The sequence below is a fragment of the Pseudomonas sp. K2I15 genome (assembly GCF_002204795.1).
Lineage (GTDB): Bacteria > Pseudomonadota > Gammaproteobacteria > Pseudomonadales > Pseudomonadaceae > Aquipseudomonas.
On sequence record NZ_NIXO01000051.1, the window covers coordinates 1 to 25,787 of the forward strand.

Annotated in this window: 22 protein-coding genes; 10 read left to right on the forward strand and 12 right to left on the reverse strand. The window is 60.6% G+C overall.

Going from position 1 to position 25,787, the window contains the following annotated elements:
* The first annotated feature begins 318 nt into the window (after positions 1-318).
* From CEC48_RS24205 to CEC48_RS24235, 7 genes are all read left to right on the forward strand, one after another.
* Positions 319-1,977 (forward strand): Na/Pi cotransporter family protein, encoded by a 1,659-nt coding sequence (locus tag CEC48_RS24205; RefSeq protein WP_088426038.1) that lies wholly within the window; start codon positions 319-321, stop codon positions 1,975-1,977.
* Between the two features lie 175 nt (positions 1,978-2,152).
* The gene (locus CEC48_RS24210) at positions 2,153-3,535 is read left to right on the forward strand and encodes a pitrilysin family protein (RefSeq protein ID WP_088426039.1); all 1,383 of its coding nucleotides are present in this window, start codon (positions 2,153-2,155) and stop codon (positions 3,533-3,535) included.
* 71 nt (positions 3,536-3,606) lie between these two features.
* Positions 3,607-4,650, forward strand: coding sequence for a DUF5924 family protein (locus CEC48_RS24215; protein ID WP_088426040.1), 1,044 nt, complete (start codon positions 3,607-3,609; stop codon positions 4,648-4,650).
* A 55-nt stretch (positions 4,651-4,705) separates the two neighbouring features.
* Positions 4,706-5,854, forward strand: a complete 1,149-nt coding sequence (locus CEC48_RS24220; protein WP_088426041.1) for an ABC transporter permease — start codon at positions 4,706-4,708, stop codon at positions 5,852-5,854.
* Positions 5,851-6,654, forward strand: a complete 804-nt coding sequence (locus CEC48_RS24225; protein WP_088426042.1) for an ABC transporter ATP-binding protein — start codon at positions 5,851-5,853, stop codon at positions 6,652-6,654. Before CEC48_RS24220 ends, CEC48_RS24225 begins: the two co-directional genes overlap by 4 nt.
* A 1-nt stretch (position 6,655) precedes the next feature.
* Positions 6,656-7,594, forward strand: coding sequence for an MlaD family protein (locus tag CEC48_RS24230; RefSeq protein WP_088426043.1), 939 nt, complete (start codon positions 6,656-6,658; stop codon positions 7,592-7,594).
* Entirely contained in the window at positions 7,591-8,250 is a 660-nt protein-coding gene (locus CEC48_RS24235; RefSeq protein WP_088426044.1) for an ABC-type transport auxiliary lipoprotein family protein, read from the forward strand. Before CEC48_RS24230 ends, CEC48_RS24235 begins: the two co-directional genes overlap by 4 nt.
* 86 nt (positions 8,251-8,336) lie before the next feature.
* Here CEC48_RS24235 and CEC48_RS24240 read toward each other — a convergent pair whose 3' ends face one another.
* From CEC48_RS24240 to CEC48_RS24260, 5 genes are all read right to left on the reverse strand, one after another.
* On the reverse strand, positions 8,337-9,566 hold the full coding sequence (locus tag CEC48_RS24240) for a nucleoside recognition domain-containing protein (protein WP_088426045.1): 1,230 nt from the start codon (positions 9,564-9,566) through the stop codon (positions 8,337-8,339).
* Between the two features lie 99 nt (positions 9,567-9,665).
* Positions 9,666-10,997, reverse strand: a complete 1,332-nt coding sequence (gene gltP, locus CEC48_RS24245; protein ID WP_010168665.1) for a glutamate/aspartate:proton symporter GltP — start codon at positions 10,995-10,997, stop codon at positions 9,666-9,668.
* A gap of 657 nt (positions 10,998-11,654) precedes the next feature.
* Positions 11,655-12,122: an inhibitor of vertebrate lysozyme family protein gene (locus CEC48_RS24250; RefSeq protein WP_010168664.1), complete on the reverse strand. Its 468-nt coding sequence runs from the start codon at positions 12,120-12,122 to the stop codon at positions 11,655-11,657.
* Between the two features lie 2 nt (positions 12,123-12,124).
* Positions 12,125-12,289: a DUF1328 domain-containing protein gene (locus CEC48_RS24255; RefSeq protein ID WP_003170804.1), complete on the reverse strand. Its 165-nt coding sequence runs from the start codon at positions 12,287-12,289 to the stop codon at positions 12,125-12,127.
* 77 nt (positions 12,290-12,366) lie between these two features.
* On the reverse strand, positions 12,367-12,651 hold the full coding sequence (locus CEC48_RS24260) for a hypothetical protein (RefSeq protein ID WP_088426046.1): 285 nt from the start codon (positions 12,649-12,651) through the stop codon (positions 12,367-12,369).
* Positions 12,652-13,043: 392 nt separating this feature from the next.
* On the opposite strand from CEC48_RS24260, the gene algB reads away from it, so the two are divergent.
* Together algB and CEC48_RS24270 are read left to right on the forward strand one after the other, a co-directional pair.
* On the forward strand, positions 13,044-14,390 hold the full coding sequence (gene algB, locus CEC48_RS24265) for a sigma-54-dependent response regulator transcription factor AlgB (protein ID WP_088426047.1): 1,347 nt from the start codon (positions 13,044-13,046) through the stop codon (positions 14,388-14,390).
* Between the two features lie 10 nt (positions 14,391-14,400).
* Positions 14,401-16,188 carry a KinB sensor domain-containing domain gene (locus CEC48_RS24270; RefSeq protein ID WP_088426048.1) on the forward strand — a complete coding sequence of 596 codons (1,788 nt, stop codon included), beginning with the start codon at positions 14,401-14,403 and terminating at the stop codon, positions 16,186-16,188.
* Positions 16,189-16,204: 16 nt separating this feature from the next.
* On the opposite strand, the gene CEC48_RS24275 is transcribed toward CEC48_RS24270, so the two are convergent.
* The 6 genes from CEC48_RS24275 to CEC48_RS24300 all read right to left on the reverse strand — a co-directional run bounded on the left by CEC48_RS24275 (position 16,205) and on the right by CEC48_RS24300 (position 21,823).
* A complete protein-coding gene (locus CEC48_RS24275) occupies positions 16,205-16,981 on the reverse strand; it encodes an N-acetylmuramoyl-L-alanine amidase (RefSeq protein WP_088426049.1) in 777 nt (258 codons plus the stop codon).
* Positions 16,982-17,079: 98 nt separating this feature from the next.
* On the reverse strand, positions 17,080-19,188 hold the full coding sequence (locus CEC48_RS24280) for a GGDEF domain-containing protein (protein WP_088426050.1): 2,109 nt from the start codon (positions 19,186-19,188) through the stop codon (positions 17,080-17,082).
* The gene (locus CEC48_RS24285; RefSeq protein ID WP_010168652.1) at positions 19,185-20,063 is read right to left on the reverse strand and encodes an endonuclease/exonuclease/phosphatase family protein; all 879 of its coding nucleotides are present in this window, start codon (positions 20,061-20,063) and stop codon (positions 19,185-19,187) included. Before CEC48_RS24285 ends, CEC48_RS24280 begins: the two co-directional genes overlap by 4 nt.
* 10 nt (positions 20,064-20,073) lie before the next feature.
* Positions 20,074-20,712, reverse strand: a complete 639-nt coding sequence (locus CEC48_RS24290; protein ID WP_088426051.1) for a thiol:disulfide interchange protein DsbA/DsbL — start codon at positions 20,710-20,712, stop codon at positions 20,074-20,076.
* Positions 20,713-20,881: 169 nt separating this feature from the next.
* Complete coding sequence (locus CEC48_RS24295) at positions 20,882-21,487, reverse strand: cytochrome c4 (RefSeq protein WP_010168648.1); 606 nt, start codon at positions 21,485-21,487, stop codon at positions 20,882-20,884.
* A 33-nt stretch (positions 21,488-21,520) separates the two neighbouring features.
* Positions 21,521-21,823 carry a cytochrome c5 family protein gene (locus CEC48_RS24300; RefSeq protein WP_088426052.1) on the reverse strand — a complete coding sequence of 101 codons (303 nt, stop codon included), beginning with the start codon at positions 21,821-21,823 and terminating at the stop codon, positions 21,521-21,523.
* Positions 21,824-22,015: 192 nt separating this feature from the next.
* Between CEC48_RS24300 and yihA the strand changes: the two genes are divergently transcribed.
* Positions 22,016-22,657 carry a ribosome biogenesis GTP-binding protein YihA/YsxC gene (gene yihA / locus CEC48_RS24305; RefSeq protein WP_088426053.1) on the forward strand — a complete coding sequence of 214 codons (642 nt, stop codon included), beginning with the start codon at positions 22,016-22,018 and terminating at the stop codon, positions 22,655-22,657.
* A gap of 267 nt (positions 22,658-22,924) precedes the next feature.
* On the opposite strand, the gene polA is transcribed toward yihA, so the two are convergent.
* Entirely contained in the window at positions 22,925-25,717 is a 2,793-nt protein-coding gene (polA, locus tag CEC48_RS24310; protein WP_088426054.1) for a DNA polymerase I, read from the reverse strand.
* Positions 25,718-25,787 lie beyond the last annotated feature (70 nt).

A 25,787-nucleotide genomic window follows, 5' to 3' on the forward strand; every position in this document is an offset into this window, starting at 1 on the left:
GGCGATGTTGTGAGTCAGTTCCAGTGCCCGAGCGAGACGCATAAAAAAATCCGATGCCAATACAGGCATCGGATTTTGATTTCTTGCGGCCAAAGGTCAAGCAAGAGGGCTTAACTGATCGGCATTAGCCCCCAGGGCCCCTTTTTTTCATCTGCAAAAAGCTGATTTCATGACACTTTTGTTTCAATCCCGACTTTAGCTATGCGATGCTGGCGCTCAGCCTATTCGCCAACTACAGCTTAAGTACAAGACGTAGAAAGGCACGCGGCACTATCCACTTGCTCCGGTTGGAGCACGACTCAACACAGGGGGCCCAGCATGCTGACCCTGCTCAATCTGCTTTCCGCGGTAACCCTGCTGATCTGGGGCACGCACATCGTCCGTACCGGTATCCTGCGGGTCTACGGTTCCAACTTGCGCCAAGTCATCGGGCAGAACATGTCCAAGCGCTGGCTGGCATTTATCGCCGGCATCCTGGTGACAGCCATGGTGCAAAGCAGCAACGCCACGGCGATGCTGGTGACCTCATTTGTCGGCCAGGGCCTGATGGGCCTGATGCCCGCCCTGGCGACCATGCTCGGCGCCGACGTCGGTACCGCGCTGATGGCCCGGGTGCTGACCTTTGACCTTTCCTGGCTGTCGCCGCTGTTGATTTTCCTCGGGGTGATTTTCTTCCTGTCGCGCAAACAGACGCGTGCCGGGCAGATGGGCCGGGTAGGGATCGGCCTCGGGCTGATCATTCTTGCGCTGCAGTTGATCGTCGAGGCCGCGGGGCCAATTACCCACGCCCAAGGCGTCAAGGTCCTGTTCGCTTCGCTGACTGGCGATGTCCTGCTCGATGCCTTGGTCGGCGCACTGTTCGCGATGATTTCCTACTCCAGCCTGGCCGCCGTCCTGCTGACCGCAACCCTGGCCGGTGCCGGCGTGATTGGCCTGCACGTGGCCATCGGCCTGGTGATCGGCGCGAACATCGGCAGCGGCGTGCTGGCCTTCCTCAGCACCAGCATGCAGAACGCCGCGGGTCGCCAGGTAGCCTTGGGCAGCCTGCTGTACAAGCTGATCGGTTTACTGCTGATCATCCCGGTACTCGACCCCCTGGTAGGGTGGATGGACACGCTGGACTACAGCGCCCAGGGCATGGTGATCACTTTTCACCTGCTCTATAACGTCACCCGCTGCCTGATTCTACTGCCCACCATCGGCCCGATGTCCCGCTTGTGCGCCTGGCTGCTGCCGGAGCGCGAAGAGGTGAACGGCCTGGCTAAACCTCGCCACCTGGACCTGACAGCACTCGCCACGCCCAGCCTGGCACTGGCCAACGCTGCCCGCGAAACACTGCGCCTGGGCGACCTGATCGACAACATGCTGACCTCGATGCTGGAAGTGCTGCGGGGCAAGCAGACCGCCATCACCCAGGAAATGCGCAGCCTGAGCGACGACGTCGAGGCGCTCTACAGCGCGATCAAACTCTACCTCGCGCAAATGCCCCGCGAAGACCTCAGCGAACAAGACAGTCGGCGCTGGGCCGAGATTATCGAACTGTCGATCAACCTGAAGCTGGCCGGCGACCTGATCGAACGCATGCTGCGCAAGGTGCAGCAGCAAAAAACCTCCCAGCGCCGCTCGTTCTCCGAAGTTGGCCTGGAAGAGCTGGCCGGCCTGCAAACCCAGTTGATCGCCAACCTGCGCCTGGGCCTGTCGGTGTTCCTCAGCGCCGACCCGGAAAGCGCCCGGCAACTGCTGCGGGAGAAACGTCGCTTTCGGGCCCAGGAGCGTCGCCTGGCCCACGCCCACGTCAGCCGCTTGCAACGTAAAATCGTACAGAGCCTGGAGACCAGTTCCCTGCATCTTGAGCTGATTGCCGACATGAAGCGCCTCAACTCGCTGTTCTGCAGCAGCGCTTATGTGGTGCTGGAAACCACCGACACCGGCGCCCTCTCGGCGGACGATATTGCCGACATCACCCATTCGCCCTGAACGTACGCGTTCCTCGGTAGTCAGTTAAAAACGGACCAGTAAATGGGAAACCCGCCTTGCCAATGTGTGTGCGGGCTTGCTCGCGAATGCGGTGGATCAGTCACCCAATGTATTGACTGACAGAACGCCTTCGCGAGCAAGCCCGCTCCCACCCTTGCTCGCCAGGAAGCTTGTTATGCGTCGCCTGTTATTCGCTTGCCTGCTCATGGGCTCGGCACACACCTTTGCCTTTGACCGCCTGCAAGTCGAGGGCTACACACTGCCCAACGGCCTGCAATTGCTGCTCAAGCCGGGCACCGAACGCGGCCACGTGGCCATCCGCCTGGTGGTGGGTGTGGGCCTCGATGACTTCAGCTGCGAAGACAAAGAACTGCCGCATCTGCTGGAACACCTGTTGTTCAGTGGCATCGACGGCGGTGGCGAAGGCGAGCTGGAAGAGCGCATGCAAGCCCTCGGCGGTGACTGGAACGCCTACACCAGCAACGCCGACACCACCTTCGTCATCGAGGCCCCGGCGCAAAACCAGCGCAAGGTGCTCGACCTGCTGCTGGCCATTGTCACCCGCACCCAACTGACCGACGCCAACATCAATGCCGCCAAACACGTGGTAGAGCGCGAAGACGGCGGCCATTACTCACACCTGCAACGCCTGCTGGATCGCCAGGACCTCGGCCACAAAGCAAGCAGCCAGCTTGCCGTGGAGCTGGGCCTGAAATGCGCCGAACGGGCCGACGTGGATCACCTGACCCGCGACCAACTGGAAAAGCTGCGCAAGGCCTGGTACGCCCCCAACAACATGACCCTGATCATCGTCGGCGACCTCGACAAACTGTTGCCGGCCTACCTCGAACGCACCTACGGCGGGCTCGACCCGGTCGACCCCAGCGAACATCGCCCCCTGCCGGAAATTCAACACGCCGCCGCCACTCGCCGCGACCTGATCCACGGCTGGGTCGGTGACAACGCCAAGCTGCACTGGCTATTCCCCGAACCGGTGCTGGACGACCAGTACGATGAAACCTTCGACCTGCTCAAGGACTACCTGGACTGGGCGCTGTATCGCCAACTGCGGCTGCAGCACGGTTTGTCCTACGGCCCGTGGAGCGAACGAGAAGTGCTGGGCGGCGTCGGCTTCATGAGCCTCAACGCCGACCTTGAGCGCGACAACCTGCCCGAAGCCGAGCAAGTACTGCAAACCCTGAAGGCGCAACTGCTCCAGGACGGCCTTGACCCCGCTACCTTCGCCCGCCTGCAACAAGCCGCCATCGCCCGCCAGGCCTGGGCCGTTCAAGGTAACAGCGCGTTGGCCGACTATTACTGGAGTGCCTCGGGCGACTACGCCAAAGGGCGTTTCAGCGACCCGGCCAAGCGCATCAAGGCTGTCACCCTGGAGCAAACCAACCAGGCCATGCGCGAACTGTTCAAGCAGAACGGCTACTGGCGCATCGAGAAACCGTTGTTCAGCTACGACACCCTCAGCTGGATCGCCGCCGGAGCGCTGGGGCTGATTGCGATTGTGTTGCTCGGTGTGTGGCGTTATCGCAAAGGGATTGCGTAATGAGGCCACGAGAAAACGGCTAAACCGTTATTCTGTGTGGGATTTTTCCTACCAAAACTGTGAACTGCCGAATGCCTATCCTGACCCACACCATCCAGCGCATCCTCGAACTGATGAAGCGCTACCCAGGGGTGATTGCACTCGGCGGTTTCATCTCGGGTGTGTGCAGCTTCATCCTGGTGGACCGTCAGCAAGGCATGGCCAGCTGGATCGCGGTCATCATGCTGGTGAGCTGGTTATGGCTGATGCTCGAAAACAGCTTCACCCAGCTGTTCAGCAAAGTCTTCAAACGGGAAATCCCCGAACCGCTGCTGCGCTACGCCACGCAGATGATCCACCAGGAAAGCCTGTTTTTTGTCCTGCCGTTCTTTTTTGTCACCACCACCTGGAACAGCGGCCAGTCGATTTTTACCGGCCTGCTGGGCGCAGCCGCTCTCGTTTCGATCACCGACCCGCTGTACTACAAGTGGCTGGCGCCCAAGCGCTCGCTGTTTCTGGCGCTGCACACCCTGACCCTGTTCGCGGCCCTGCTGACCGCGTTGCCGATCATCCTGCACCTGACCACCGCCGAGAGTTACAAACTGGCCCTCGGCGTGGCCATGCTGCTGTCGATCCCGAGCCTGGCCGTGAGCCTGCCGCTGCGCAGCATCAAAGGTTGGGCGATGTTGCTGGGGGTTACTGCGGCGATTGGTTGCGCCGGCTGGTTCCTGCGCAGTTGGGTGCCGCCCGCCACACTGTGGATGACCGAGGTGGCCATCAGCACCCAGTTGCAGGACCGCACCCCCGGCGATGACCTGAAAGAAGTCAGCGCCGCCCAACTGCGCAACAGCGGTTTGTATGCCTACACCGCGATCAACGCGCCGCGCGGGCTGGATGAGCGGATCTACCATGTGTGGAAATTCAACGGCAAGGAAGTCGACCGCATCGCCCTGGACATACATGGCGGGCGCAAGGAAGGTTATCGGGCCTGGACCCACAAGCAGAACTTCCCTGCCGACTCGGTGGGACGTTGGCAGGTGCGGGTGCTGACCGAGGATGGCCAAGTGATCGGCGTGTTGCGCTTCAAGGTGACTGATCCCGGTCAGGACGCCACAACGCCGGACGCGCCAAAGTAGTCAGGATCGTGCTATTACGTAGGAATTCTGGAATAGCCAAACAAGCTCGGAGCTTATGACCAGTAGCACAACGGCCGGTGCAGCCCATCTGGACACGTCCACCCAGCCTCCACTGCTGAGGATTACCGGGGATTGGACGCTTGCCCACTATGCAAACCTGAAGAAGCTGTCGGAAAAGCTCGACGGCCAGTACGACGCTGGCGCACGCATCGACCTTAACGGCCTGGGCGCCCTGGACACGGCCGGCGCCTCGCTGCTGGTGGAATTGCTCGGCCCCGAGCGTATCGAACAATCCGCCGAACAAACCGACTGCAGCCTCTCGACCGCCGACCGCGCATTGCTCAAAACCGTCTACCGCTCCTTGAACGACTTCTGTGTGCCGGAAAAAGAGCCGGAAGAGGCCGCTGGCATTATGTTGCTGGCGCGCATCGGCAGCGCGGTCTACACCGTCTGGCAAGACGGCATGAAGTTACTCGGTTTTATCGGCCTGATCCTCGAAACCTTCGCCCGTGGCGTGTTCCGGCCCAAGCGCTGGCGCGTGACACCGATGGTCGCGCATATCGAACAGACCGGCCTCGATGCCGCGCCCATCGTTGCCTTGCTGACCTTTCTGGTGGGCGCGGTGGTCGCGTTTCTCGGCGCCACCGTGCTGGCCAATTTTGGCGCGAGCATCTTCACCGTGGACCTGGTGGCGTTCTCCTTCCTGCGGGAATTTGGCGTATTGCTCACCGCGATCCTGATGGCGGGCCGTACCGCGAGTGCCTTCACCGCACAAATCGGCTCGATGAAGGCCAACGAAGAAATCGACGCGATCCGCACCCTGGGTCTCGACCCGATGGAGTTGCTGGTGCTGCCCCGGGTGCTGGCGTTGCTGGTGGCGCTGCCGATGCTGACATTCCTGGCGATGATCTCGGGGATTATCGGCGGTGGCGTGGTGTGCGCCGTGGCTCTGGATATTTCGCCGGCGATGTTCCTGTCGCTGCTGCACTCGGACATCGGTGTGCAGCACTTTATCGTGGGCATGATCAAGGCGCCGATCTTCGCATTCCTGATCGCTGCAATTGGTTGCCTGGAAGGCTTCAAGGTCAGCGGCAGTGCCGAGTCGGTCGGCGCCCACACCACCTCCAGCGTGGTGCAATCAATTTTCGTGGTGATCGTGCTGGATGCGGTCGCCGCCTTGTTCTTCATGGAGATGGGCTGGTGAGCCGCTTAAGACGCGCGCCCGCCGAGGCGGTGATCGAAGTCCGTGGCCTGTGCAACCGCTTTGGCCCGCAAAGCGTGCACGAGAACCTCGACCTGGATTTGTACAAGGGTGAGATTCTCGCGGTGGTCGGTGGCTCCGGCAGCGGCAAGTCGGTGTTGCTGCGCAGCATCATTGGCCTGCGCCAACCCAGCGAAGGGCAGGTGCGGGTGTTCGGGCAAAACTTGCCGAGCCTCTCGGAGCACGAGCGTTCGCTGGTAGAACGACGCTTCGGCGTGCTGTTCCAGAAGGGCGCGCTATTTTCCTCGCTGACGGTCACCGAAAACGTCGCCTTGCCGCTGATCGAACACGCCGGCCTCAGCCGTCCCGATGCCGAACACCTGGCGGCGGTGAAGCTGGCGTTGGCCGGCCTACCGCTGTCGGCTGCTGACAAATACCCCTCGTCACTCTCCGGCGGCATGATCAAGCGCGCAGCCCTGGCCCGTGCCCTGGCGCTGGACCCGGACATTCTGTTTCTCGACGAACCCACCGCCGGCCTCGACCCGATCGGCGCTGCCGCCTTCGATCAACTGATCCTGACCCTGCGCGATGCGCTGGGCCTGAGCGTATTCCTGGTCACCCACGACCTCGATACGCTGTACACCATCACCGACCGCGTGGCGGTGCTGGCGCAGAAAAAGGTACTGGTGGCGGATGCCATCGATGTCGTCTCGGAAACCGACGACGCCTGGATTCACGAATACTTCCATGGCCCACGGGGCCGCGCGGCATTGGATGCCGCTCAACTGCTCAACGAGGTATGACATGGAAACCCGAGCCCATCATGTGATGATCGGTCTGTTCAGCGTGATCGTCGTGGTCGGCGCCATGCTGTTTGGCCTGTGGCTGGCCAAATCCAGCGTCGACAGCGCGTTTCAGGATTACGAAGTGATCTTCAACGAGGCCGTCAGTGGCCTGTCCCAGGGCAGCGCGGTGCAGTACAGCGGGATCAAGGTCGGCGATGTCACCAGCCTGCGCCTCGACCCCAAAGACCCGCGCCGGGTGCTGGCGCGTATCCGCCTGGCAGGGCAAACGCCGATCAAGGAAGACACCCAGGCCAAGCTGGCCCTGACCGGCATCACCGGTACCTCGATCATCCAGCTCAGCGGCGGCACGCCGCAAAGCCCTGAACTCACCGGCAAGGACGGCGAACTGCCGCAAATCATCGCCTCGCCGTCGCCTATCGCTCGCCTGCTGAACAACAGCAATGACCTGATGACCAGCATCAACCTGCTGCTGCACAACGCCAACCACATGTTCTCCCGGGAGAACGTCGACCGCCTCAGCGCCACCCTGGATAATCTGCAACAGACCACCGGCGCGATTGCCGATCAGCGCGGTGATATCAAAGTAGTGATGCAGCAATTGATGCAGGTGAGCAAGCAGGCCAGCGCCACCCTGGAGCAAACCACCGCGTTGATGCGTAACGCCAACGGCCTGCTAAACGACCAGGGCAAGCAGGTGTTCGGCAGCGCTGAAAAGGCCATGCAGTCCCTTCAACAAAGCACGGCCACGATCGACACCTTGCTGACCAATAACAAGGATTCCCTGAACAGCGGCATGCAGGGGCTCAACGAACTGGCGCCAGCGGTGCGCGAGCTGCGGGAAACCCTGGGTTCGCTACGCGCCATTTCCCGCCGCCTGGAAGCCAACCCCAGCGGTTACCTGCTGGGCAGCGACAAGAACAAGGAGTTCACGCCATGAAGCGTGCTTACCAAGTGATCGCCCCCGTTGCCCTGGCATTGGTCAGTGCGTGCTCGATATTGCCCAAGGCAGACCCTTCGGACGTGTACCGGTTGCCATCGGCGCAGGTCACCACACAGGCCAGCCCTGTGGCCTGGTCGCTGCGGGTGGCCAAGCCGCAGACCAGCGAATTCCTCGACAGCCCGCGTATTGCAGTGGTGCCTAACGGTGACCTGATCAGCAGCTATGCGAATTCACGCTGGAGCGATCCGGCGCCGGTGCTGTTGCGCAACCGGTTGCTGGATGGGTTCCAGCGGGATGGGCGGGTGACGTTGCTCAGTACTGATGAGACCAATCTGCAGGCGGACTTTGAGCTGGGCGGGCAGTTGCAGGCGTTTCAGAGTGAGTATCACGGCAGCGCGGTTGAGGTGGTGATACGGCTGGATGCGCGGCTGGTGCGCGGCAGTGATCAGCGGATTATTGCCAGCAGGCGGTTTGAGGTGAGGCAGCCGGTGGGGGATACCAAGGTGCCGGCTGTAGTGGCCGGGTTTGGCCAGGCTGGGGATGCATTGAATAAACAGGTGGTGGATTGGGCGGTGGGTCTGGGAAGCCGCGCTTTTGTGGCGAGGGAGCTTGCTCCCGTTGGGTTGCTTAGCAGCCCAAAAACCAGCCAATGAGCTGTGACTGACACACTGCGAAACCTTGCTGGGGCCGCTTCGCGGCCCAACGGGAGCAAGCTCCCTCGCCACAGTTGACCTAGGTCTTAACCGAAGAACCAGTAGCAGACGGCAATCGCCGCCACTACACCAGCAAATTCCGCCAACAACGCACACCCCACCGCATGCCGCGCCCGCTGGATGCCCACCGAGCCAAAGTACACCGCCAACACATAGAACGTGGTCTCGGTACTGCCCTGAATCGTCGCCGCCACCAGCGCCGGGAAGCTGTCCACGCCCTGGGTCTGCATCGTCTCAATCAGCATCGCCCGCGCCGCACTGCCGGAGAACGGCTTGACCATCGCCGTCGGCAACGCATCGACAAAACGCGTGTCCATGCCGGTCCAGGCAACCACGTGACGAATGCCTTCGAGGCCAAATTCCAGCGCGCCAGAGGCCCGCAAAACGCCCACCGCACACAGCATCGCCACCAAATACGGCAGCAGGTTCTTGGCCACGTCGAAGCCTTCTTTGGCGCCTTCGACAAACGCCTCGTAGACCTTGACCTTGCGCAGCGCGCCAATCACCAGGAACAGCATGATCAACCCGAACAGCGTCAGGTTGCCGAGGATCGACGACAGCCCCGCCAACGCCGTGGCTGAGAGCGTCGCCAGCAAGGCCATGAAGCCACCCAGTACCAGCGCACCCGGAATCAGATACGCCAGCACCACCGGGTCCCACAGCCGCAGGCGTTGCATCACCGCCACCGACAGCAGGCCCACCAGGGTCGAGGCGCTGGTGGCCAGCAGGATCGGCAGGAACACCAGCGTCGGGTCCGCCGCGCCTTGCTGGGCGCGGTACATGAAGATGGTCACCGGCAGCAGGGTCAGGGAAGACGCGTTAAGTACCAGGAACAGGATTTGCGCGTTGCTGGCGGTGTTGGGGATGGGGTTGAGCTCTTGCAGCGCCTTCATGGCTTTGAGCCCGATGGGCGTGGCGGCGTTGTCGAGGCCCAGGCCGTTGGCGGCGAAGTTGAGGGTGATCAAGCCGATGGCCGGGTGGCCGGCGGGCACTTCCGGCATCAGGCGTCGGAACAGTGGCCCAAGCGCTTTGGCCAGCCAGTCGACAATCCCGGCTTTCTCGGCGATGCGCAGGAAGCCCAGCCACAACGTCAGCGTGCCGAACAGCAGCACCATCACCTCGACCGACAACTTGGCCATGGCGAAAATGCTTTCCACCATCGCCGCAAAGATGCCGGCGTTGCCGCCGATCAGCCATTGCGCCAGTGCGGACACCATCGCCACGATAAAAAAGCCAAGCCACAGGCCATTGAGCATCAGTTGAATCCCCCGAAAGATGGGGCGAATGATAGCGGGGCTGGCAGAAACGACAAACCCCGGATTTTCCGGGGTTTGTGTAGGAGGCAGTCCTGGCGATCAGCCGCGAGTAGTCTCGCCGGCCGGCAGCGCTTCCTTGGTGCGCCAGTGCGGCAGGGAGTTCCAGTAGCGCTCGCCCTTGGCGTCGTCGTACATGCCTTCCCAACGGGAGATGACCAGTACGGCCAAGGCGTTGCCGATCACGTTCAGGGCGGTACGGGCCATGTCCATGATGCGGTCGACACCGGCGATGAACGCCAGGCCTTCCAGCGGAATGCCCACGCTGCCCAGCGTCGCCAGCAGCACCACGAAGGACACACCCGGCACGCCGGCGATGCCTTTGGAGGTAACCATCAGGGTCAGTACCAGCATCAGTTGCTGGCCAATCGACAGGTCGATGCCATACAGCTGGGCGATAAAGATCGCCGCGATGCTCTGGTACAGGGTCGAACCGTCGAGGTTGAACGAGTAGCCGGTGGGTACCACGAAGCTGCAGATCGCCTTCGGCGCGCCGTAGGCTTCCATCTTCTCGATCACACGCGGCAGCACGGTTTCGGAGCTGGCAGTGGAGTAGGCCAGCACCAGCTCATCCTTGAAGATGCGCATCAGCTTGATCACCGAGAAGCCGAACAGGCGGGCGATCAGGCCAAGCACCACAAAGGCGAAGAACAAGATGGCGACGTAAACCAGGATCACCAGCTTGGCCAGCGGCAGCAGCGAGGCGAAGCCGAAGTTGGCGACCGTCACTGCGATCAGGGCAAATACGCCGATCGGGGCGTACTTCATGATCATGTGGGTGACTTTGAACATGCTCTCGGACACGCCCTGGAACATGGTCACCAAGGGCTCGCGCAGTTCAGGCTTGAGGCTCGACAAGCCGAGGCCGAACAACACCGAGAAGAAGATGATCGGCAGCATGTCGCCACGGGCCACGGCGGCAAAGATGTTCGACGGAATCAGGTTGAGGATCGTCTCGATGAACGCATGCTCGTGCTGAACTTCAGCAGCGGTGGCCGTGTATTTGGAAATGTCGACGGTACCCAAGGTACTCATATCGATGCCGGTACCCGGATGGAACAGGTTGGCCAGCAGCAGCCCGACCACAATGGCGATGGTGGTGACCACTTCGAAGTAAAGGATGGTTTTCACGCCGATCCGACCGAGCTTTTTCGCGTCCCCAACACCGGCGATTCCGACAATCAGCGACGAAATCACGATCGGGATGACGATCATCTTGATCAGGCGAATAAAGATATCGCCAGCAGGCTGCAACACGTTGCTGATCCACCAGGCCTTTTCGGCACTGAAATGGTTAAGCACTGCACCGATTGCAATCCCCAGCACCAGACCGATGAGGATCTGCCAGGCGAGGCTTAGCTTTGCCTTCTTCATGTCATTACCCTTACTTCAAGTGGACTCAGGCACATGCGCCAGCAGCTGGAACGCTCGAAAGCGAAAAAGTGTGTGCATCTGCCCCCGTAGAAGGTCGCCGCAAATTGGCCGATATGGCTCACTGGCAGGCGAAAAAAGGCGCAACTATTCCGATGCAAGGAGGCGGCGTCTAATGCCGTAAACGCCTACCCTATGCCGAATCGGCATGAGTTTTTTTGAGTTTTTCTGTCTGATCGGTCAGTTCGAATATGACATTTCAGCAGGCATAAATGCCGTGAACCGGCCATTTCAGGCTCGCGCAGGGTTTTTTGAATTTCTACGGCGGCGGTTGAAAACCCCTGAAAATTCCTACGCATACCATCGAAAAACTCGTCTGGCAGGAGACAAACTTTCTCGATAGATGGTCACGCGGAAACACCAAGAAATGGTTGGGCTGACGCAAAAAAGGAAATTGCCGCTACGGGCGGTATGACAGAAGCGGGCATAAGAGCCATAAGACCGTCGCAAGTTCCACAAGCCATAAGCTTGCGAACTGTGGGAGCCGTCGAGCTTTAGCGAGGCCGCGATAGCATCGCCGCAATACACCTGAAAGTGCGCGGTGCCTGCATCGCAGCCTCGCTAAAGCTCGACAGCTCCCACAAACGGAAAGGGTTTAACCTAGTACCAATTCGGATCTTTCTTAAGCTGTTCCATCAACAGCTTCTGCATGCCTTCGTCTGGCTTGCCAAGAAAACGGTAGTCGGCATGCCTTGTTGGCGACTTGTCCGACGGCAGGCCGGCCGGAACTTCCACCAACATGGCGTAGGCATCTTCCTTGTCGAAGCTGAAGGCGACGATCAGGCGCTTGTTCAGGCACGTGTCTGCGGTTTCGCAGAGCGGCCCTACCAAGTACTTGTCGCCATCCTCTTCAACGGCATTCATTTGTTCAGCGCTGCCCGACAGGTTCATCACCCATTCCGGCAGGCGCTCTTCCTTCTTGACCACGCTCTGCCAGGTCTCGCGGTACTGCGGGTCCGCACTCAGCAGCTCGTTGGCCCGGGACTGGCCGTCATTGGCAGCCAGCGCCAAGCCGCTGCCGCCCAACAACAGGGCGGCAGCCAGGGCTTTAAGGGACGAATTGAACATGCTTAGCCTCGGCCACGACGGCCAAAGAAGAAGGAAGCGATGAACATCACCAGGAAGACCACAAACAGAATTTTTGCGATACCCGTGGCGGTGCCCGCGATACCACCGAAGCCCAGGACTGCAGCCACAATGGCGATGATCAGAAATGTGATTGCCCAACTCAACATGGTGATTCTCCTTACGCTTCTTTTAGGGGTAACAGCGGTAGTGCCTGCGGTCGCTCGATTGAAGGACCGTGTATTGCCTAGAACACCCAGCGTTCCTGATACGGCAGGTCGCCGAGGGTGGAACCTTGTTCAACCGCAGCCAGCTGCGGGGTTGTCACGTCGGCACCGGTAACACCGACGGAACGGAAATGTGTCTGGGTCATCATCGGGCGTTCAAAATGCGCGGCTTGCTGCTGACTCTGCTGCCAATGCGCCAATTGCTGACCGCCAATCAAAGTCACCATAAGGGCCAGGCTGGCAAACAGCCCCTGTTGCACACGCAGTGGGGATACACGCAGTTGGGTGAGGCTTTGGCGAGTCATGCTGTATCTCTCCCGCATTTTGATTATTCGTTGATGACGCTCGTATGGGGTGTATTGCAGCCTGCGTGCCAGTTTTTTAACAAAATAAAAATCAATAAAATCAATAACTTAAAAACAAAAGCGCTTTGACACCACGAGCATCCTGCACGATGCCCCTATCCATACCGTGCGAAATGCACGATGGTCAGTGGTCGGATCAAGGGATAGGAACGCGACGGCCAGTTGCCGAATCGGGAAGAGAGGGAGCAAAACGCCTTGAATTGGCGTCTTTGTAGGAGGAAGCGCAGATAGCTGCGCGATGACGGCTTTAATCAATCAGAATAAACCATGCAACTTGCCCGATTATTCCGGGACTAAACAACATCATTCATTCTTAAGGGAGCGCGGGACAGATGGAATCAGCCAAGGAACTTCAAGGCCGCATTCTTTTAGTGGATGACGAATCCGCGATCCTTCGCACCTTCCGTTACTGCCTGGAAGATGAAGGCTACACCGTAGCCACCGCCAACAGCGCCGCCCAAGCCGATGCCTTGCTGCAACGCCAGGTGTTTGACCTGTGCTTCCTGGACCTGCGCCTGGGCGAAGACAATGGCCTGGACGTACTGGCGCAAATGCGCGTCCAGGCGCCGTGGATGCGCGTGGTGATCGTCACCGCCCATTCGGCCGTCGACACTGCCGTGGATGCGATCCAGGCCGGCGCCGCCGACTACCTGGTCAAACCTTGCAGCCCCGACCAATTGCGCCTGGCCACGGCCAAACAGCTTGAAGTACGCCAACTGTCGGCGCGCCTGGAAGCCCTGGAAGGCGAAGTGCGCCAGCCCAAGGACGGCCTCGACTCCCACAGCCCGGCGATGATGGTGGTGCTGGAAACCGCACGCCAGGTGGCGGGGACTGATGCCAACATCCTGATTCTCGGCGAGTCCGGTACCGGTAAGGGTGAGCTCGCCCGGGCCATTCACGGCTGGAGCAAGCGGGCGAAGAAATCCTGCGTCACCATCAACTGCCCGTCGCTGACGGCGGAGCTGATGGAGAGCGAGCTGTTCGGTCACAGCCGCGGTGCGTTTACCGGCGCCAGCGAAAGCACCCTTGGCCGCGTCAACCAGGCGGATGGCGGCACGCTGTTTCTCGATGAGATCGGCGATTTCCCCCTTACCTTGCAACCCAAGTTGCTGCGTTTTATCCAGGACAAGGAATACGAACGCGTCGGCGACCCGGTGACTCGCCGTGCCGACGTGCGAATCCTCGCCGCCACCAACCTGAACCTGGAAGACATGGTCCGCGAAGGTCGTTTCCGCGAAGACCTGCTGTACCGCCTGAATGTCATCACCCTGCACCTGCCGCCCCTGCGCGAACGCAGCGAAGACATCCTGACCCTGGCCGACCGCTTTCTTGCACGCTTCGTGAAGGAATATGCGCGACCGGCTCGCGGGTTCAGCGATGAAGCCCGTGAGGCGCTGCTCAACTACCGCTGGCCGGGGAACATTCGCGAGCTGCGCAACGTGGTGGAACGCGCCAGCATCATTTGCCCACAGGAAAAGGTTGAGATCAGCCACCTCGGCATGGCCGAACAGCCAACCAACAACGCCCCGCGTATCGGCGCAGCGTTGAGCCTGGATGAACTGGAAAAGGCGCATATCGGCGCCGTGCTGGCCACCAGTGACACCCTGGACCAGGCGGCCCGAACCCTTGGCATTGATGCGTCGACGCTGTACCGCAAACGCAAACAATACAACCTGTGAGCTGTAGCCTATGAAGCTTGCGATGAAGCTGCGCACTCGGCTGTTCCTGAGTATTTCCGCGCTGATCACCGTTGCCCTGCTGGGGTTGTTGCTGGGCCTGGTGAGTGTCATGCAAATGGCCAAGACCCAGGAATCGTTGATTCGCAGCAACTTCATCACCCTGGACCTGGGGCTCAAGCTTCGGCAGACCCTCGGCGACCAGTTGATGATCATGCTCAACGAGCAGCCCAATCGTGCCGCCCTCGAGGACTCCAAGCAGCGCTATTTCTCCCTGCTGCAACAAGGCATCGATCACGAACAAAAGGATGCGGTAACCAGCGGTTTTACCCAAGCCAAAACCAACTACCTGAGCTTTCTGGAGGCATTCGATAAAAATGAAAATGCCCCGCCAAAACTGCGCAACAACAACGAGCTGACCCAGCGCTTCAACATCTTGCGCAACGGCCTGATCGCCGAGCACAAGAAAGCGTTGGACAACATCAACGACACCGAACACAAGTCCCGTGAGCGCGCGCTGTTGATTGCCGGCCTGCTGGGGCTGGTCGGGCTGGCAGTGCTGATCATCGGCTTCGTCACCGCACACGGTATCGCCCGGCGCTTTGGCGGGCCGATCGAGGCACTGGCCAAGGCTGCCGACAAGATCGGCCAAGGCAACTTCGAAGTCACGCTGCCTATTTCCTCGGCGGCCGAGATGAACCTGCTGACCCGACGCTTCGGCATCATGGCCGAGGCGTTGCGCCAGCATCAGGCAACCAACGTCGATGAGCTGCTCGCCGGGCAGCAACGCCTGCAGGCGGTGCTCGACAGCATCGACGACGGCCTGCTGATGATCGACCGCCAGGGCCGCCTGGAGCACCTTAACCCGGTGGCGCAGCGCCAACTGGGCTGGGACGAGAATAGGCTGGGCCAAGGCCTTGGCGAAGCACTGGGTCGCCCTGAACTGGATGAACAACTGCATCTGGTGTTGCGCGGCGGCAACCTGGAGCGCGCACCTGAAGACCTGGAAGTGGAAGTCGAGGGTGAGCTGCGCCTGCTGACTTACAGCCTGACGCCGGTCAGCCATACCCAGGGGCACATTCTGGGCGCGGTGATGGTGCTGCATGACGTTACCGAACAACGTGCCTTTGAACGGGTGCGCAGTGAGTTTGTGTTGCGTGCGTCCCATGAATTGCGCACGCCGGTGACAGGCATGCACATGGCATTCGGCTTGTTCCGGGAACGGGCGAAGTTTCCTGCGGAGTCTCGCGAAGCGGACCTGCTGGATACGGTCAACGAGGAAATGCAGCGCCTGATGCAGTTGATCAACGACTTGCTCAACTTTTCACGCTATCAGAATGGCTTGCAGAAACTCACGCTGGGGCCGTGTGACATCAGCGACCTGCTCGAACATGCCCGAGCCCGCTTCGCGGAGCAGGCGAATGCGCAGAACATCGAATTGCTGGTTGAGGAGCAATCCCCGCTGCCGAGGTTGCATGCCGATCAAGCGCAGTTGGAGCGGGTGCTCGATAATTTGCTGGGCAATGCCCTGCGGCACACTGCCGAAGGTGGGCAGATTCGCCTGCAGGCGCGTCGCCATGGTGAACGGGTGATTGTCAGCGTCGAGGACAACGGCGAAGGCATTGCCTACGGCCAGCAGGGACGGATTTTCGAACCGTTTGTGCAGGTAGGGCGCAAGAAAGGCGGCGCCGGGCTGGGCCTGGCGCTGTGCAAGGAGATCGTGCAATTGCACGGTGGCCGCATGGGGGTTTATTCACGGCCGGGGCAGGGGACACAGTTCTATATGGCGCTGCCCCTGTAAGAGCACGCGCCTGCCGTTATTGGTGATTCAACGCCCGCAGGATAGCGGCACTTTCAGCATCCGGCGTCCCGTCATACAACGACGCCCGGAAATGCATCTGGAACGCGGCAACCACATGCCGCGTCGCCACATCCAGCTCGCCCGTCTGCGGCGTCGGATAGCCCAACTTCGCCAACTCTTCCTGGAACCAGGTAATGCTCGGCAAATCGCTGGCGTACTGCACCTGGTAACGGGCAACGGCCTTGGCATCCGGCCACATGCCCAGCCCTTCATCCGCCAGACGCTTCCAGGGGAACAACGGCCCAGGGTCCAGCTTGCGCAGGGGGGCAATGTCGCTATGGCCGATGATGTTTCGCGGGTCGATGCCGTTACGTTTGCTGATGTCCTTGAGCAGCACCACCAGCGACTGTACCTGTGCTTCGGAATACGGGTACCAGACGCGGCCCGTCGGCAAATCGCGATACCCAGGGTTCACGATCTCGATGCCGATGGAGCTGGAATTGAGCCAGGTGCGGCCCATCCATTCACTTTCCCCGGCGTGCCAGGCGCGCTGGCTTTCGTCCACCAGCTTATAGATGGTGGCTGAGGCATCGTCGCCGATCAGGTAATGACTGCTGACCTGGCCGTGGGTCAACAGCGCCAGGGAGCGCTCAAGGGATGCCGAGGTGTAGTGCACGATGACAAATTGCACACGGTTGTCGTGATTCACCGACGGGTGGCTGGTGTCCAGGCGAGGGCCGCTCGCGCAACCGGCGAGCAGAAGTAGCAGAAAGGCAGAACACAGAAATTTCATGGCAGCAGACAATACGCTTAAGACAGTAATGCAACAGTGTAACGTACCGTTTGCTGCCGGGCGGCCAAATACGGCTTTTTAAACAAAATGGAACATTTTCAGGCCGCCTGCACCTGATTGCGCCCCGCAGCCTTGGCGCGATACAACGCCTCGTCGGCGCGCTTGAGGGCCAGGTCACTGCGCTCTCCCGGCTGGAACTGCGCCGTGCCCATGGACACCGTAATCGTTACCGGCTCACCCTTGAAGTGAAACGGGCAGGCTTCAATGGCTGCGCGCAGGGTTTCACCCACGGCCAAGGCATCGGACAGCGACGAATTGGGCATCAGAAGCACAAACTCTTCACCGCCAAAGCGCGCGATGAAGTCGTTGGGCCGCAGGCGTTTTCTCAATACGGTGGCGATGATCTTCAGCACCTTGTCGCCGGCCAGATGACCATAACCGTCGTTGATGCGCTTGAAGTGATCGAGGTCCAGCATCGCCAGCGACAGGTTATTACCGCGCTGGTGCCAGGCGTTGACCTCTTGCTCCAGGCGCTCGCTCCAGGCGGCGCGGTTGGGCAAGCCGGTGAGCGGGTCGATCAAGGCTTTCTGGCGCTGAACCTCAAGGTGCTCACGATAGCCCTGAGCCTCTTGCTCCATATTGGCGACCCGTTCGGCCAGGCCTTTGAGGCGGGCGGCTACTTCCTGCTCACGCTGGTCACGCTGGTGCTGGTGTTCGTCCATGGTGCCCAGCAGCCCTTCAAGATGGCTCTCCAGCACGTGCTTGAGGCTGTCCAGGTCCGCCGCGTCCTGCACACTGGTTTGCAAACCATCCACCTGTTCGCGGATCTGGGTGTCCAGCTCTCTGGCGGCCGAGCGACTGTCGGCGTGGCCGTCACTGGCGACCTGCAGATGCCCCTGGAACGCTTCGAGGCGCTCGTTGAGCTGCTTGAGGTAGGCTTCAAACTCGTGCTGGCCGCTGTCAGTGACCGCCAGCATCAACACCGCAAGGTCATCGAGGATCGGCAGCAGTTCGTACCAGTTCAAACCATGGGTCAGGCGTTCACGCATGGCTTCGGCCTGGGGCCGATGACGCTCTGGCAGCGACAGGTCTTCCAGCAAACCGAGCAGGGTGTCTTCAATGTGTTTGGCCACCGAACTGTAAGACGGCTCGGGAGTGTCGGGCAGCGCGTAGGTCTGATCCGTTTGAAGCTCGTCGGGGTTCAGCTCTGCGGGCTCGGGCGACTCTTGCAGCTCCTCGGCCATGACCGGTGGCAGCGATAGACTGCCGATCTCCGTCTGCTCTGGCTCAAGTGCCTGCACCTCTGGAGCCTCGACCATCGCGGCGAGGGCGCTCTCGACGGCTGGCTCAACCTCCGTTTCGAGCGGAGGTTCGGGCTCCAGCGGCTCGATAATTTCAGCGGGCGCCTTGATGACAGGCGCTGGGGCCACGACGGCAGGGACAGCTGGCGCCGCTTCGCTGACAACGTCAGCAGGCTTTACTTGCGGTGGACGCTCAGGCGGCGGCTCAACGGTGGCCGGGGCTTTCGGCAGCGGCGCAAAAGCTCGCAGCGCTTGAGCCAGCTCAGCCGATTGCGTCGACGCTTCAGGCTCATCCACAGGCTTCGGCCCAGCCGGCGCCTGAGCCGCCGGGCGCGGTAGCGCGGGCAGCTCAGCCTCCGGGGTTTCGGCCGCTGCGTCCCTGGCACCAAACAGCCGCTGCAACAGCCCCGGGCTTGAACGGCTGGTTTCGCCCTCAGGCTCCAGGTTGCTCAACGCCTGCCCTTGAAGGCCGCTCAACTCACTCAGCAACAGCGGGATCTCCCGCGCCTGGCCGACCCGGCCGTCCAGCTGTTTGGCGAACGCCTTCAGCGGGCGACTCACCTCACGCGGCAGCGGCAGTTTCTGCAACTGGGTGACCAAGGCCGTCAACGCCGTGCCGATCTGGTCGACCCGGGTTTCGCGGCGCTGCTCGGAATCCAGTACGGCCTTTTCCAGGCGCGGCAACAACGCGGCGAGGGCGGCGTCCATGTCGTCGGTGCGCACAACATCGCGCATTTCCTTCATGCAGAGGTCAACTGCGCGGTCGGTCCCTTCAGCCGCGAGGGTGCTGCGTACCAGCCCGCGCCGCAGCAAATCGAGGCGGGCGGCCCAGCGGCGTTCGAGCTTTTCTTGTTGCTCGATGCTTAACAGGTATTTTTCTTTCCAGCGCTGGGCGTCGTCGCTCATGCAAGGGGTCCGCGAGGGCCGGGGCTCAACGCGGGCAATGCATCAGCCGTGAGCGAACCCGGCAGACGAATCTCTACCGCGACGGGCAGGTGATCGGAGATGGGCTGCGCCAGAACCTGCACACTTTCGAGAGTCAGGGTCGGGCTGAGCAAAATGTGATCAAGACAACGTTGCGGACGCCAGCTGGGAAAGGTGGCTTCGACTTGCGGCGCCAGCAACCCAAGGTCTCGCAATGGGGAATTCTGTAGCAGGTCTGTGGCATGGGTATTCATGTCACCCATCAGCACCTGGTGTTTGTAGTTGCCAATCAACTCACGGATGTAGGCCAACTGCAGGGTGCGTGTTCGAGCCCCCAACGCGAGGTGCATCATCACCACCACCAACGCTTCCGGGCCTTCGCCGAAACGCACCAGAATCGCCCCGCGGCCTTTTGGGCCGGGTAACGGGTGATCCTCGATCGCCCACGGTTTCAGGCGGCTGAGCACACCATTGCTGTGCTGGCCGAGTTTGCCGAGGTTGCGATTGAGTTGTTGATACCAGTAGGGAAAGGCACCGAGCTGGGCCAGATGCTCGACCTGGTTGATGTAGCCGGAACGCAGGCTGCCACCGTCGGCTTCCTGCAGGGCTACCAGGTCGAAGTCGCCCAGCAGGTCGCCGATCTTTTGCAGATTGCCGGCACGCCCGTTGTGGGGCAGCAGGTGCTGCCAGCCACGGGTCAGGTAATGCCGGTATTTCTCGGTACTGATGCCCACCTGGATATTGAAACTGAGCAGGCGCAGCCGGCTGTCTGCCGGCAGGCCTGTGGACTCCAGATGGTGTTCGTTGACCTTCGGGTCGTGCAGGCCAACGACACGTTCAGTACCCCAGCGACGCATGACAGGCCCCTTACTTGGCTGCGCGCTCTTTGGCGATCAACTGGTCGGCCACGTTCAGCGCTTGCTCTTCGCCACCGGCACTGCCGATGTCAAAACGGTATTTACCGTTGACGATCAGGGTCGGTACGCCTTGCACGCCGTATTTCTGGGCCAGTTCTTTGTATTGGGCCATCTTGCCCTTCACAGCGAACGAGTTGAACGTCTCAAGGAACTTGGTTTTGTCGACGCCTTGAGTGGCAACGAAATCGGCCATGTCGTCAGGCTTGAGCAGGCGCTTGCCTTCTTTCTGGATGGCATTGAACACGGCGGCGTGAACCTTGTGCTCTACGCCCATGGTGTCCAGGGTAATGAACAGCTGGCCATGGGCATCCCATGGGCCGCCGAACAGGGCAGGAATACGCTTGAAGTTCACGTCCTTGGGCAGCTTCTCGACCCACGGGTTGATCACCGGCTCAAAGGCGTAGCAATGCGGGCAGCCATACCAGAACAGCTCCACCACTTCGATCTTGCCCGGCACGGAAACTGGCACCGGGTTAGCCAGTTCAACGTAGGTTTTACCGGCTTCAAGCGGCACATTATCGGCAGCTTGTGCGGTCATGCCGAAAAGGCTGGCAGTGACGAGAGCGGCGCTGAGGATCAGATTACGCATGCTTTACTCCTGGACAAATAAAGTCGCCTCACGCGACCTTTGTTGTGACAGGTCTACGCGGGCATGAGTTCGTTAGTGTAACGGCACCGGCCACAAAAAAGGGCAGCCTAAGCCACCCTTTTTATGCTTGCATCGACGGATTAATCGAGCGTTAACGTAGCCGGGGCACTTAGTGCAGGCCCTGAATGTATTGGGACACGGCTTCGATGTCCTTGTTGCTGAGTTTCCCGGCGATGCTCTGCATGATTTTGGTATCGCCGTCGTTGGTGCGATTACCTTCGCGGAAGTCGGTCAGCTGTTTGCCGATGTACTGGGCATGCTGGCCGCTCAAGTGCGGGAAGCCAGCAGCAGCGAGGCCTGCACCGTTAGGCGAGTGGCAACCGATGCACGAAGGCATGCCTTTTTCCAGGTTGCCGCCACGGAACAGTTCTTCACCGTGGGCCACCAATTTTGGATCAGCAGCTCCCACGCTGCCTTTCTGGCTGGCAAAATACGCCGCGATGTCCGCCAGGTCCTGATCGCTGAGGTTGGTCAGCAAGCCGGTCATTTCCAGGACCGTACGCTTGCCGTCCTTGATGTCGTGCATCTGCTTGGTCAGGTAACGCTCACCCTGGCCGGCCAGTTTTGGAAAGTTTGGCGCCGGGCTATTACCGTCCGGTCCATGGCAAGCACCACATACGGCGGCTTTCGCCTGGCCGGCAGTGGCGTCGCCTGCGGCATGGGCAACACCGGTGATGCCCAAGGTCAACAGCAGACTCACGATCAGTTTGTTCATCAGCTAATCCAACTACGGCTAAGGGTTAAAGAGTTATGGACCGGGTTTACTCACCATCAACTGAATGACGGCATGGTAATCCTCGGTACTGCAGTCCATGCACAAACCACGCGGCGGCATCGCCTTGAAACCCTGGGTCACGTGTTGCACCAGCGTGTCCATACCTTGAGCCAGTCTTGGCTTCCAGGCTGCCTGGTCACCCCGTTTCGGGGCGTTGGGCAACTGTCCGGCATGGCAGGCCACGCAAACGCGGTTGTACACAGCCTCCGGATCCTGTGTAGCCTGCGCACTGTAAAGTGGCATCAAGACACCGACGGCCAGCATCCACTTGGTCATACATCGACCTTTTCAGGGTTTGAGAGCGTTTTGCGTTCTAATGCGCAATAAAGGTCTATCGCTCCCGTGAACTTCATCCTTCGCTGGGACAAAGCACACACAAAATCTGCGGCATTATATACTGGCGCTACTGAAACGGAAACGACACCGCTTGCCGCACCCATTCCCGGCACCGCCCACATCGGAAAACTCATGCAACTCAAGAATCCCATCCTCGGCCTGTGCCAACAGTCCACCTTCATGCTCAGCGCCGCCAAAGTCGACCAATGCCCCGATGACGCAGGCTTCGAAGTCGCATTCGCCGGCCGTTCCAACGCCGGTAAATCCAGCGCGCTGAACACCCTGACCCACGCCAGCCTGGCCCGCACCTCGAAAACCCCGGGGCGCACACAGCTCCTCAACTTCTTCAAGCTAGACGATGATCGGCGTCTGGTCGACCTTCCGGGCTACGGTTATGCAAAAGTACCTATCCCGTTGAAGCTGCACTGGCAGCGTCACCTGGAAGCCTATCTGGGTGGCCGGGAGAGTTTGAAGGGTTTGATTCTGATGATGGACATCCGTCATCCAATGACCGACTTCGACCTGTTGATGCTCGATTGGGCCGTCGCCAGCGGCATGCCGATGCATATCCTGCTGACCAAGGCCGACAAGCTGACCTACGGCGCAGCGAAAAACACCCTGCTCAAAGTGCAGGCCGACATTCGTAAAGGTTGGGGTGATGCGGTGACCATCCAGCTGTTCTCGGCGCCAAAACGCCTGGGCCTGGAAGACGCCTACACTGTGCTGGCAGGCTGGATGGAACTGGCTGACAAGGGTTCGGAAGTCGCCGAGTAAAAACTCCAGGCAAAAAAAACCCCGGACTTCGTATGGGGAGGGGAAGTTCGGGGTCCAAGTTCCGGACCGCTAGGGCGGGGTCCAGATATCTGCCAACACTTAACACAACATAGGAGCATTGAAGGGCTTCACCACCCATTCAGTAACTCTGAGTCACATTTCATGGGTTAAGTTCCGGCACGTTCAAAAAACTATTGGAAATAACCCACCGCGTTTTCCGATCTAAAGCACTGCCGCGGCATGATGCCGCGGCCCAAGCCCCCAGGCTTAGTGCGCCTCGTCCCAGTTGTCGCCCACGCCGACGTCCACCACCAGCGGCACATCCAGCTTCGCCGCATCGCTCATGTGCTCACGAATCTTCGCGCTGACTTCAGCCACCAGGTCCTCACGCACCTCCAGCACCAATTCATCGTGCACCTGAAGGATGACCTTGGCGTCGAGACCCGAGGCCGTCAGCCAGTTATCGACCTTCACCATGGCCTTCTTGATGATATCGGCCGCGGTACCCTGCATCGGCGCGTTGATCGCCGTACGCTCGGCGCCAGCACGCTCCTGAGGCTTGTTGGAGTTGATCTCCGGCAGGTACAGGCGGCGCCCGAACAGGGTTTCCACATAGCCCTGGTCAGCCGCCTGGGCACGGGTGCGCTCCATGTACTCGCGAACGCCTGGGTAGCGGGCGAAGTACACATCGATGTAGGCCTTGGCGGTCTTGGTGTCGACGCCGATGTCCTTGCCGAGCTTCTGGGCGCCCATGCCGTAGATCAGGCCAAAGTTGATCGCCTTGGCGCTGCGACGCTGATTGGACGTGACCTCCGCCAGTTCAACCTTGAACACTTCGGCCGCCGTGGCGGTGTGCACGTCCAGGTCGTCGCGGAACGCATTCAGCAACCCTTCGTCCTTGGACAAATGCGCCATGATGCGCAGCTCGATCTGCGAATAGTCCGCCGCCAGCAGCTTGTAGCCCTTGGGCGCGACAAATGCCTGGCGGATGCGCCGGCCTTCGGCGGTACGCACCGGAATGTTCTGCAGGTTTGGATCGCTGGAGGACAAACGCCCGGTAGCCGCTACGGCCTGGTGATAGGACGTGTGAACGCGCCCAGTGCGCGGGTTGATCTGCTCCGGCAGGCGGTCGGTGTACGTGCTTTTCAGCTTGCTCATGCTGCGGTACTGCATCAGCACTTTCGGCAGCGGATAGTCGTCTTCAGCCAGCTTGGCCAACACTTCCTCGGCCGTCGAAGCCTGGCCCTTGCCAGTCTTCTTCAGCACCGGCAGCCCGAGCTTCTCGTAGAGAATCGCCCCCAGCTGCTTAGGCGAACCGAGGTTGAATTCCTCGCCTGCGATCTCGTAGGCCTGGCGTTCCAGGTCCACCATCTTGTTGCCCAGCTCGATGCTCTGGATACCCAGCAAGGCGGCATCCACCAGGGCGCCCTGGCGCTCAATGCGCGCCAGCACCGGCACCAGCGGCATCTCGATGTCGGACACTACGCTGGCCAAGGTAGGAATAGCCGAGAGCTGCTTATGCAATTCCTGGTGCAAGCGCAGGGTCACGTCTGCGTCTTCCGCCGCGTAAGGGCCGGCCTGCTCAAGGGCAATCTGGTCAAAGGTCAGTTGCTTGGCGCCTTTGCCGGCGATGTCCTGGAAGCTGACAGTGTCGTAGTCCAGGTACTTCTTCGCCAGGCTGTCCATGTCGTGGCGAGTCGCGACGGAATTCAACACGTAGGACTCAAGCATGGTATCGAAGGCGACGCCGCGCACGGTGATGCCGTGTGCCGGGTCGCCACCGATGGCGCAGTTGGCCAGGATATTCATGTCGAACTTGGCATGCTGGCCGACCTTGAGTTTTTCCGGGTCTTCGAGCAACGGCTTCAGGGCCAGCAGTACGGTGTCCCGGTCCAGCTGTTCCGGCACGCCGATGTAGGCGTGGGTCAGCGGAATGTAGGCCGCTTCAAAGGCCTGCACCGCAAACGACACACCCACCAATTGCGCTTTCTGCGCATCGATCCCGGTGGTTTCGGTATCGAAGGCGAACAGCTTGGCGTCGTTGAGCTTCTTCAGCCAGACATCGAACTGAGCCTGGGTGAGGATAGTTTCGTACACCGGCTCCACAGAAGCCGGTGCGATCGCCTCAAGCGCTTCCTCGGCGACAGCGGCCGACGGAGCCGCGCTCAACTCAACACGCTTGGCATCGCGCTGAATCTCGTCAATCCAGCTCTTGAACTCCAGCAGCGTGTACAGCTCCAGCAGCTTTTCGCGGTCCGGTTCGATCAGGTGTAGATCGTCCAGGCCCACATCCAGCGGCACGTCGATCTTGATCGTCGCCAACTGGTACGACAGGAACGCGCTTTCCTTGTGCTCTTCGAGCTTGGCGGCCAGGGTCTTGGCGCCACGAATCGGCAGGGTCGGCACGATATCGAGCTGCTCGTAGAGGTCCTTCAAACCGCCGTTAACACCCACCAGCAGGCCCGAAGCGGTCTTTGGACCGATACCCGGAACCCCCGGGATGTTGTCGGACGAATCGCCCATCAGCGCCAGGTAATCGATGATCTGCTCGGGAGCGACACCGAATTTCTCCTTCACGCCCTCAACGTCCATGGCGCTACCGGTCATGGTGTTGACCAAGGTAATGTGCCCGTCGACCAGCTGTGCCATGTCCTTGTCACCGGTGGAAATCACCACCGGCCGGTTGGCGGCCGCGCTGCTGCGGGCCAGGGTGCCGATCACGTCGTCCGCTTCAACGCCTTCGACGCACAGCAGCGGGAAGCCCAGGGCGATCACGCTTTGGTGCAGCGGCTCGATCTGCACGCGCATGTCATCGGGCATGCTCGCGCGGTTGGCCTTGTATTCGGCGTACAGCTCATCGCGAAATGTCCCGCCCTTGGCGTCGAACACCACCGCGAACGGGCTGTTCGGGTACTGCTTGCGCAGGCTTTTGAGCATGTTCAACACGCCCTTGACCGCGCCGGTGGGCAGGCCTTTGGACGTGGTGAGCGGTGGCAGCGCATGAAAGGCGCGGTACAGATAAGAAGAACCGTCCACCAGGACGAGGGGGGCTTGGCTCATGAGCAGGATCAACCTTTTCGGCGGGTCAGGCGCTAGAATAGCCGGACCAATGACGACAAAGGGACAAGGT